The organism is Streptomyces sp. NPDC036984 (genome assembly GCF_055607665.1).
In genome coordinates this window covers 1-9,521 of the sequence record NZ_JBVJRL010000053.1, presented here as the reverse complement: position 1 = coordinate 9,521, position 9,521 = coordinate 1, and the positions used below count along the sequence as shown (strand labels likewise).

Genomic DNA, 9,521 nt, shown 5'->3' with positions numbered 1-9,521 from the left:
GCCGTTGCTCCACCGCCAGGGTGTGGAACTCCCAGCCTGCGCATACGGCTTCACTCCCCACACCGCAGACTGAGTTACAACTTTCTCTACTGGTTCAAGGCGGCTCGCTCCGCTCACCGCGCGCGGCCCGGCCCCCGCCCGGGCCTGCGCTCCTGTCTCCGCCCCGCTCCGGCCCGGCCGGCGCCCGTGCCGCGCGCACAGCAATCAGCCGCTTGCCGTAGAAGGGGAGCGTCGTGGCTGGGGCGGTCGTCTCCACGGCTTTACGGAGCCACTTTGGCGTGAGCCTCGAAGATCATGGCCCCAACGTCGTGCTTTAGCGGGCAGGTCCACAGACTGCCCGACGCGCCGGAAGCTTACGGGGCCATGATCACTCGCGCCAAAGCAGCGCCACCCCAAAGCCGCTCCACCGACCTCAGGGAGAATAGTGTCGGCTTTCTTCGCGTAGCCTCTCAATCCATGCCGAGCCCACGATTCCCCAATCCCTATCCTCGTCATGCATTACATGCGGAATATCTTGCAGATCGACACCCCAGCGCGCCTCTGCGACTTCAACTGTACTCACCAAGCGGCCAGTGACCATCTCCGGAATCTCTGTCAGCGCTGGGCCGGCTAGGTGCAGCGATTTCTTCGAGCTTTTCACAGCAGAGGGCGCATATCGCATATCCAGCAAACGCATTACATGCAGCAGCTCCGCCGATAAATCATCAGACGAAACTTGGCTGCGCAGTACGCCGCAAAAATCCAGGAACAATCGCCCCTTCGAGGTGGCACTGGCCAAGGTCGCGCCACCACCGAATTGCCTCAAGAGGCCGCAGCCAAGAAGTCGAATTAGGCGGTCTCGCACTGCACCTTGCGAAACCCCGAGACGATCAGAAATATCACGAATCCTGCAGAACTCATCATGCGATGTGGAGATGAAAAACAAGATTGCCAGGTGAAGGCCAGGAAGACCGCTAGCTCGCACGAAGAATCTTACGTCTTCGGCGGTGAGATTACCAAATACCACATTCATAAGAATGTCTCTGCTGACTTGCTCTGTGAGTAGTTCACTCACTAGATCTCGCTGCGATTCATCGTCAGCGTCAAAGTCTTGGGGAACCCAAAAGACGCGGAGGCGGTGCGATCTGGCTAGATCTTTAGCGGTTCTGAAATCCCGTACCGCTTCTGATAGCAGCCGCCGAGCCTTAACGGTATCCCTGGCCACGTAGGCGCAGATTTCTGCTTCCCCGTCCAGGAGCATTGTGCGGACATCTTTATCAACACCAGCAGTATGGTTCCAGAGTGTTTGCCCTACGAGAGGACGAGACCAGTCACGTCGGAGTTCACACGCGAAGTCGAACTTTCGACGTTCCGCTTCTACATAGCCGTACAGATTGCTCTGCGAGAGGCGGCTCAAGATGTCCGTTACGCACTTAGATAAGAATTGGTGTTCTGCTGATTCTGCCATCCGAACTTCCTATCTGCGATTTTTCCGTGTTGCAGGCAAGCGGGGAATCATCAAACCTTGCGGCTGAGTCGGGTCGACTGGTTAGCTTCTTCGGTGACTTGCTGTCCATCCCTGATGACTCCAGAAGTGCTCGATCCGACCTCACCGACCAGGTCGGCGCCTAGGCGTACTTTGACAGGGAGCACCCCATGCTCGCAAAGATCCTTTCACTTGCAGTTCTCTTTAAACCATCCCTCCATAACCGAATTGACCACCGAGCCCGTATAACACTGGCGCGAATAGTCGTAGTTAAGGAGACCCTGGTTGTCTCCATTGAGGTTTCCGTAGAATGCAGACGAAGTCACGACTGCGGGAATATCCCAGCGGCTGTTCCCATAGTTGGCTAGCTTTGCCGCCTCATTTACGGCGTCTCCCATATAAACAACGTCGTTGATACCACTGCCGTTGTAGCCCGCCTTGATCATCAAGGCTCGCCCCCACGACATTCCGATCCCTACTTCGATCGGGAGACCATACGAGGCATTGCTCATCTCATAGTTGAGAACTTTCGCCATGGAATTAGCCCTCGCGCCAAGGCTAAACACAGCGTCGACGTCTCGCTTGTAAGGGGTATTGACCACAGCCCAAGTCGCATCACCGGCAATATTGATCTCCCGAGTATTTGGGTCACCGTTGAAGATTGCCACCAGTTCAGATAGGTATGCACGGTAGATTCGCGCAAGCCGTGGGCGCTTATAGTGCTTAGGGAGCTCCGAAGACTTCCGAATGTCCACGAAGATGGCCGAGCAGTTGGCGTAGAAGCCATTGGAAAACGTGAGGTCGTCCCTGTCTGGCAAGGCGTTGACCTCTTCATATTTGCTTTGTGCGCCGGTGAGGTACTCCTTGATTCTGCGAGCGCTAGCGACGTGGTCGTATGCCTTGTAGTTGCTGTCCAAAGCTCTCTCCTAGATCAATCAACTACACGCAATCCTGCGGTAACGGAAAGGGCAAGCAGGGCGAAGAGAAGGAAGCGAATTGCCCTACCACCCCACATGTATTTCTCATGTGCGACTCTAGAGTTGGCCCAGCCCTGTCGAGCGATCTCCGTAACCAGCGCATCCATGTCTGTGGTCAGAGAAATCAACGAGGCGGCGTATGTATCACTTGCCGAATGACCACGAGCAATGTGGTGGAAATAGAGCAAGCTCGTCGGCTCTTCCCTCATTTTTAGGCGGGGCCAGATCACCAAGCCAGCGCAGAAGCCAGCTCCTACTACCGCGAGCGCGCAGAGGATAGAACTCAAGATCAGCCAGCTAGACGGGGTGGTCACGTCCTTCATGAGGTTGTAGAGCACTCCACCCGTGACGCCGGTGGCGGCAAGGGTGGCCCCAGCCTTGGTCTCGGCGTGCTTGATCCAATCTATGACCAACCCCAGGGCCTTCCAGGCATGGTCAGCGTTAGGTGCTTGGCTGGGCTCGGAAGCCGGAGGTGTTTCCGTCACCCACCCATCATCTACCGCACCACTGACAATCAGGGCGGCTAGCGAAGACGACAACCAGGTCAGCAAACTTGCTTGGACCGCCCGGGGTGCACTTCCGTCTCAGTTCCCGTCTCATTCAGCCCCGTTCAGGGCCGTTCAGGCGAGACCCAGAGCCGTCCCCACGCCAGGGGCCAGCCTCGCATGAACGCAGGTGACGCCCCTGCACGCACCCCAACACCCCACCACCACGGTTGGAAAGCGTGCGCCCCTGAGCAACCTCTTGGGCCGCCGTGCACCGCTGCGCGGAGCGGTGCGCCTTCCGCAGAGGACATGTGCCCGGCGATCCTGCACTGGTCCGCACGACGGTCGAGACCGGGGGTGGTAGACGTGGCTCGTACGCAGTCCAGGTGTGGAGCGCTCACGGAGAAGGGCACTCGGTGTCGGCGGCTGGCGATGGTGGGTGCGTCGCGATGCAACCTGCACCGTGGCGAGTTGTCGTCGTACACCATCGAGAAGCGCAAGGAAGCCGAACGCAAGGCGAAGACACGCAAACGGCGCAAGTGACCCCAGCCGGTTGAGGTGACATCCATGGCTGACATCAACGACGCGGACAGCGGCGGCGCAGTGCGGTCTGACACTGCCACGGCCGCCCCGCGCAGCACGGGGAGGGGACAGCAGGTCAGACCGAACTCCTAAAGCGGATGTCCGAAGTCCGAATCCTGCTGGACGCACAGAGAGAAAGGCCAGTTCAGGAGGTTCTTTCCAGGCTCCCCCTTAGCCTCGTGGCAAGGTCACACCGCGCACGCGCCCACCGTGAACACTCGCCCGGATACAGCCCGGGCAGGGCTACCTCGTCAAACGTCGTGGGCCCATGGGTGGTCATACTGCAGAATGAGCCCATGGATGCGGGGGACGTAGCGCTCATCGGCGCAACTGGAGCCGTACTCGGCGCAGCCTTGGGAGCTCTGGGAGCAACGCGTGCGGCACGGTTGACAGGTAAATCGCAGCGCCGAGCACAACATGAGCAATGGAGAAGGCAGGGGCGCCGAGAGGCGTACGCAGCCTTCATCACGGCCACCACTGAGTATGTGAGTGCCATTGAGGCGGCGCAGGCCTGCTTTCGAGAGCACGAGCCGCCCACTCCTCGGCTGAGAGAACTGCTCGATCAAGCGGAGACCCTTCGGCTCCCAATGCAGAAGGCAGTAGCACTCGTATCAGTGGAGGGCCCTCCGGACGTCTCGTCAGCAGCTTCTGAAGCGGCAGCCTTCTACGCCGGTTGGGCGCGGAGCCTACTGGGGGAAGGCACGATCCTCGTCTCCCCGCCGCGCGTGCCGCCACCTCCACCGGTCCGCATGCCGGATGGCGAGTTCATCTACAGGCGCCGCTCCGGCGACCGGCAGTTCGAGCTTTTTCGCAAGCTGGCGAGCCAAGCTTTGGACGCTGCTGACAGCCTTCTCAGCGACAGGTGAGCTTGAGGTGCACTACCTCTTGACCATGAAGGCCGAGGTAGCCGTGCCAGACCCGTGCCAGATCCTGCATGGAACCACGGGGAATAGCGGGGGAACAGGCCGGCGGAGATCCTGGCTACGACTCGGCCTCGCCACAGGTCAGCCAGGCAACCTCTCCTAAGCGCCCCTAGCTTCCCAAGCTGAGGGCTCAGCAGCACGTGCCGGCTGTCGCCGCTTGCTCTGATCGACGGCAATGGCAGCGTGGTGAAGGTTAGTGGGGGTCAAGCGAGGCATACGCGCGCCCGGTCGGTCGGCGTGCCCGCCATCGTGGCTGGCTGTCGTCGGCTGGGGTTCGTGCCACAACCGTGCCACATACAGGGGTCATTCACGGTCAACACCGGTGCAGCGCGGTCGAGTAGCCGCTCGTTTCCTCGGCCGCCAAAGGGACAGCTCAGAGCCGAGAGCACCCAGCCTCTCTCCTAAAGTGGTTGTCCCACCTGCTCACCGAGTCCACACGCGCTGGAACCCTTCGGTCGGGATAGCCTCCAGCGGATCTTCTTCAGGTTCGACCGCTTGGCCTGTTAGGCCGCCGCGCTCGTCCTCCGTGCCCTCAGATAACCCATTCACTGGGCCGGCCGACGTCAGCTCGGCCTGCTTAATGACGAGCAACTCGCAGCGGTCGGGTACTGCCTCGATGTCCTCTCCCCCCGCGCGAACCGGGGATAATGATCTGATTCAGGTGGAAGTTGGGTCGAGGTCGGTCCCGATGCGCAGGACTGACCCCTTGTGCTGCTAGACATGCACCGTGTACTCAGCTCTCACCCCTTCACAGCTTCAGCTTCTGCAACACCTCATGCTCGCCGAGGTTCCACACCCCGATAAGGATCCCGTCTCGGTGGCGGTCCGGGATCTCGATGAAGCGAGTGCCGCCGACGACGTGCGAACTCTCAGCTGGATGGGACTGTTGGAGGTCAGAGGTGAGCGCCTGGCCATCACGCCGCGCGGAAGAGCAGCGCACTTCGAAGCCGAGTGTGCCGTGCTCTCGACGCGCCTGGCCGAGGTGAGCGTCTTCGCCGACCGCCTCCAGCGACGCACGCCCTCATTGAGTGCAGAACTGCACGCGCTCCGCCAGCTCGCCGAAGGGGCATGGAGCGTGACGGAGGCGATGGCGTACGTGGAGCGTTGGGCTCGCTGACCAGGCCTTACGCTTCCTCGCCGGCCTCCGTGGGGAGCACGACTCGGCGGTGGGGTTTGCGGGCCTTGTCGGGGACCGGCAGGATGCCGACCTTCTCAAGGTCAACTGTAGTAATCGTGGGAGCGGCGAGGACGCGGTCCAGTAGGTCCTGCTGGGCGGGCACGAGGTCAACAAGTCGGCGCAGCACGGAGAGCAGTTCCATGAGCTCCCGCGACCAGTCGGATGGCCAAGACTCGACATGCAGGTCGTCCAAGGGGCTGGACTTGCGGCTGTTGGGGTTGGCCTTTCGGTAGCCGAACCATTTCTTAATGATTGGCATGCCGCCGACGTCGTAGTTCCACACTTCCGCGGGGACAGGGCTGACGTGCCCGCCGCCCAAATGCAGCGTGCCGGTCATCTCGGCGTACCGGATTTCGGCGGGAACTTCCGCCCCTATGTGCTGGTCGTAACGGAGCCGACGCGCATCGCCTAGCGGAAAGAGGACGTCTCCGGCCGGTCGGCCATCCTCCGGATCGGCATAGCGCTCCCCGTACGTAGAGACCCACAAGAGGCGCTTGCCCAACTGCACCGCTTCGTACCACAGGGCGCAATCGCGGGTGAGCGGCAGCCGCACGCCTGGAGTGAGGAGCTCCTCGGTGAACCGCTTGGTGAAACCAGCGTGCCCGGCAACAGCCGCCACATATGCAGCCAGATCGTGCACCGTGACGGCTTCGATGCCAAGTTCGGCGGCGAGGTACGTGAGAAGGCGTGGATGCACATTGGGAGTGCCGTCCGGATGGAGGATTGGCATGATCTTGCCGCCGCGGCCGTTGAAATGGTGGGTGTCGGGCAGCAGGGAAGTGGCGACGATCGCCGGCCCGGTTTCAATCTCGTGCGACGACTGCTGGTTCAGAAAGAGCTGATCAGGCTGCATGGCTTCCCACAAAGCCGGCCGGGCGAAGTCGATGACCCGGCTATCGGAGATCAACCACTGTCGGTCGAAGCTCCGCATGGCGATGCGTACTACGTCAGGCGCCAGATTTTTTTCAACTGCGAGTGCCTCGGTGTGCTCAGGCTGCCCGGCCAAAGGACTCCTACTGGCGTGGAGCGAACGGTCTCTTGTCTCCTTGAGTAGCTCCGCCTTCTTAGCCAGATCATTCTCGTGGATCAAACGCGCCCATCGCTTCTCAAGCACCTGCCTGCTGGGGCTGTTGACCCAGGAGCGGTTGGCCTTGATACCCGGACTTCCCCAGCGGAAGAGATCGTCGAGAGCAGGGTAGTCCTCCCACCCCGTCTCGGTGGTTGGGCGGAAGGGGCGAATAGCATCCGTGTGCGTGTCCTGCCAGCCGTCGTCGTCCAGTCGAATCTCTTTGAGCTGACGGTACTTGGCGCCTCGTTTACCGTGGACGGCGCGGTAATGGACACGGGCGGGCCGCTCGGGGTCGGTGTCTTTACTGCGGACGAAGATGCAGATGGCCAGGGGCTGGGCGACACCCGGGAAGATCCGGCTGGCCACATCTGGACGGTGCCCTTCCGGAGACAGGTCGATAATCCAGCCCTCGTCACAGGTGCGCCGCAGGTAATCCCGCATGCCACGCCCGCCGGGCCCAGTAGTGAAGCCCGAGGGCGTGATGAAGCAGACGACTCCTTGCTGATCCTGAGGATGGGCGTCGAATACCTTCCATGTCGCCCAGCGCCAGAAGTAGACGTAGAGGTTCTTCAGCACGTGCTCATAGCGGCCGTTGCCAGGCCACTTGAAGGCCTCGATGGGAGCCACGCCCTGCGCGGGTGTGCCCTTCTCGACCCAGCCGCCGCGGCCCTTGGCCTTGTCGTCGTAGGGCGGGTTACCGATCGCAACGGTGACCGGCGTGCTGGCCTTCACCTGGTTCGCCCGTTTACGAGACTCCGAGATCACTCCGTACGTCGAGGCAAGGGTTTCCTCAGCCAGATACGGGTCGTCCAACGTATCTGTGACGAAAAGCTTCATCCCATCCGGCGGTGCGATCGCTTGATACCGCTTAAGTAGATCCGAGGTCCGCAGCTCAGCGACAGCGAAGGGCCCCATCTGCAGCTCGAAACCGATCAGGCGCTTCGCCAGATCACCTATCGCATCCGGCGTTGCTCCGGGGCCGATGTTCTCTGCCGCCCAGGCGGCGACATGTTCAATGACCGCGTGAAGGTACGTGCCTGTTCCCATGGCTGGATCGACGATGCGCACACTCTCGTCCGCATATCCGTCTGAGCGACCTAAGCGTGTACGCAGCACGTCCTCAGTGAGACGCACCATTTCCTCGACCACTTCGCGCGGAGTGTAATACGAGCCGCTCTTCTGCCGTAGCTTCTCGTCGTACACTTCCAGGAACGACTCGTATAGGTGCAGATATGCGTCCCGCCGGCCCTTACGAATCGCCGCCCAGTCAACTGCGTCAATCACCTGAATGAGCAAATCGAGGCTGACCTCGAAGCTCACCGTGATGTTGTCGGTGAGGAGCTGAAGGGCCTTGCCCATCAAGGCATGCCCGGCATCCAGCCGCCGACCAACCTCATGCAGCCCCACCCCCTTCAAGGAGATGTCCTCGGTGCGCGCCAGCAGCAGCGCGAAAGTCACTGCCTGGGCGTAGCCGTCGGCGAAGGTGGCGTCATCGGCCGTCGGGAAGAGCAGCCTACGCCAGTCATTCTTCAGCCCTGTGAACCGCAACTCCTCAGGACGCGCGCCCTCCGCCGCATACCTGCTCTCGAACTCCAATTGCTCCAGGACCGCCGCGCGCAACAGGCGACACAGCGGCGCAGTGCGCCGAACCAGAGCCGAGGCATGGCGGATTGGCTCGGGAACCCAGTGTAGGAAGGTCCTCAGGAGACTGTTGAACGCTGCGGGCTCACGAGCGGTTAGCGACCGTCCTGCACTGGCCAAGTCGCCCTCGAAAACAACCGGAGTGCCGATCTGTTCCCCGGTGCGAAAGAGTCGCCACTCCGTGCCGTTGGTGTAGAGCACGTTCGGCAGGTCACGCAGTCGCTCCCACTGCCTCTTGTTGCGTCCCGTGAACTTTTCCGGGTCAACAGAATGACCGGGACGTTTGACTTCGATGTAGCCGACGATGTCGCCATGCACCTCGACTGCATAGTCGGGGCGTACACCCACGTCACGCAGAGGAGTTTCGGAGTGCCACAGAACGCCGTCCAAGGCATCGTGACTGCCCACAGTCTCCAGGAGCTTCTGCATCGGCGGGCGGATGGACGCCTCGGGGTCGCCCGGGCCGTTCACCATGTCCTTGCACGACGCGCCGAAGGTTGATATGGCCTCCGAGAGCCAGCCGAACTGCTCCTGCGTCACTACCGCACCCCCCACGAACTGCCGATCACGACTTGATGGTATGTCAGGTCACCAGGAAGATCCAGACGAAGTCTCAGCGTGACATGCGGCGTTGAGGAAGAACGTGGAGTGTCGCGCGGGTCGTGCTTCGCACAGGGGCAGAGGATCAGACAAGGTCGCGCCAGAACGGACCGTTGCTCTTGAGCCCAGCTGTCATCCCGACCGGGCGGGGTCACGGAGGGATCCGCGAACGACCACACTCGACCACGTTAGGAGCCGTGGACCACTCGTGGACCGATATCCGATCCTCAGCCCCATGTAAGGCGCTGAACAGGAAGGATGCTGCGAGGTGCAACGCCCTCCGGAGCCGTGTGCGCAGGTTCGAATCCTGCCGGGGGCACCTTGGATTACTGACCTTCAAAGCGTGGTGTCGTAGGGGCTGACGTCTCGCGATCCCTGCGGTATGCCGACTGCATGAGGTATGCGCAAGGGGGCGGGCTGACCGACGAACGGCTGCTTTCCGTTGGAGGCGGCCGAGCGTTTCCGGCAGGGCGACGAGAACACGGTCATCGCTCACGACCTGCGGGGCAGCGTCCGGTCGGTACAGCGTTGGCGCAAGGCTTGGTCGCAGGACGGGCCGAGAGCCCTGGCCTCGAAGGGCCCGGCATCGCTGCCGCTGCTCA

5 protein-coding genes and 1 pseudogene are annotated in these 9,521 nt (G+C 61.6%); 2 read left to right on the top strand and 4 right to left on the bottom strand.

The window, feature by feature from the left end; translation table 11 throughout:
- Positions 1 to 412: 412 nt before the first annotated feature.
- From ACZ7DL_RS38690 to ACZ7DL_RS38680, 3 genes are all read right to left on the bottom strand, one after another.
- Positions 413 to 1,447 (bottom strand): MarR family transcriptional regulator, encoded by a 1,035-nt coding sequence (locus ACZ7DL_RS38690; RefSeq protein ID WP_470781714.1) that lies wholly within the window; start codon positions 1,445 to 1,447, stop codon positions 413 to 415.
- 206 nt (positions 1,448 to 1,653) lie between these two features.
- A complete protein-coding gene (locus ACZ7DL_RS38685) occupies positions 1,654 to 2,382 on the bottom strand; it encodes a hypothetical protein (RefSeq protein ID WP_470781713.1) in 729 nt (242 codons plus the stop codon).
- A 14-nt stretch (positions 2,383 to 2,396) separates the two neighbouring features.
- Positions 2,397 to 2,927, bottom strand: coding sequence for a Pycsar system effector family protein (locus ACZ7DL_RS38680; RefSeq protein ID WP_470781712.1), 531 nt, complete (start codon positions 2,925 to 2,927; stop codon positions 2,397 to 2,399).
- A gap of 2,232 nt (positions 2,928 to 5,159) precedes the next feature.
- Between ACZ7DL_RS38680 and ACZ7DL_RS38675 the strand changes: the two genes are divergently transcribed.
- Positions 5,160 to 5,549 carry a hypothetical protein gene (locus ACZ7DL_RS38675; protein ID WP_470781710.1) on the top strand — a complete coding sequence of 130 codons (390 nt, stop codon included), beginning with the start codon at positions 5,160 to 5,162 and terminating at the stop codon, positions 5,547 to 5,549.
- 7 nt (positions 5,550 to 5,556) lie between these two features.
- Here ACZ7DL_RS38675 and ACZ7DL_RS38670 read toward each other — a convergent pair whose 3' ends face one another.
- On the bottom strand, positions 5,557 to 8,859 hold the full coding sequence (locus ACZ7DL_RS38670; protein ID WP_470781708.1) for a type ISP restriction/modification enzyme: 3,303 nt from the start codon (positions 8,857 to 8,859) through the stop codon (positions 5,557 to 5,559).
- A gap of 453 nt (positions 8,860 to 9,312) precedes the next feature.
- On the opposite strand from ACZ7DL_RS38670, the pseudogene ACZ7DL_RS38665 reads away from it, so the two are divergent.
- A pseudogene (locus tag ACZ7DL_RS38665) lies at positions 9,313 to 9,521 on the top strand (helix-turn-helix domain-containing protein); the annotation flags it as partial.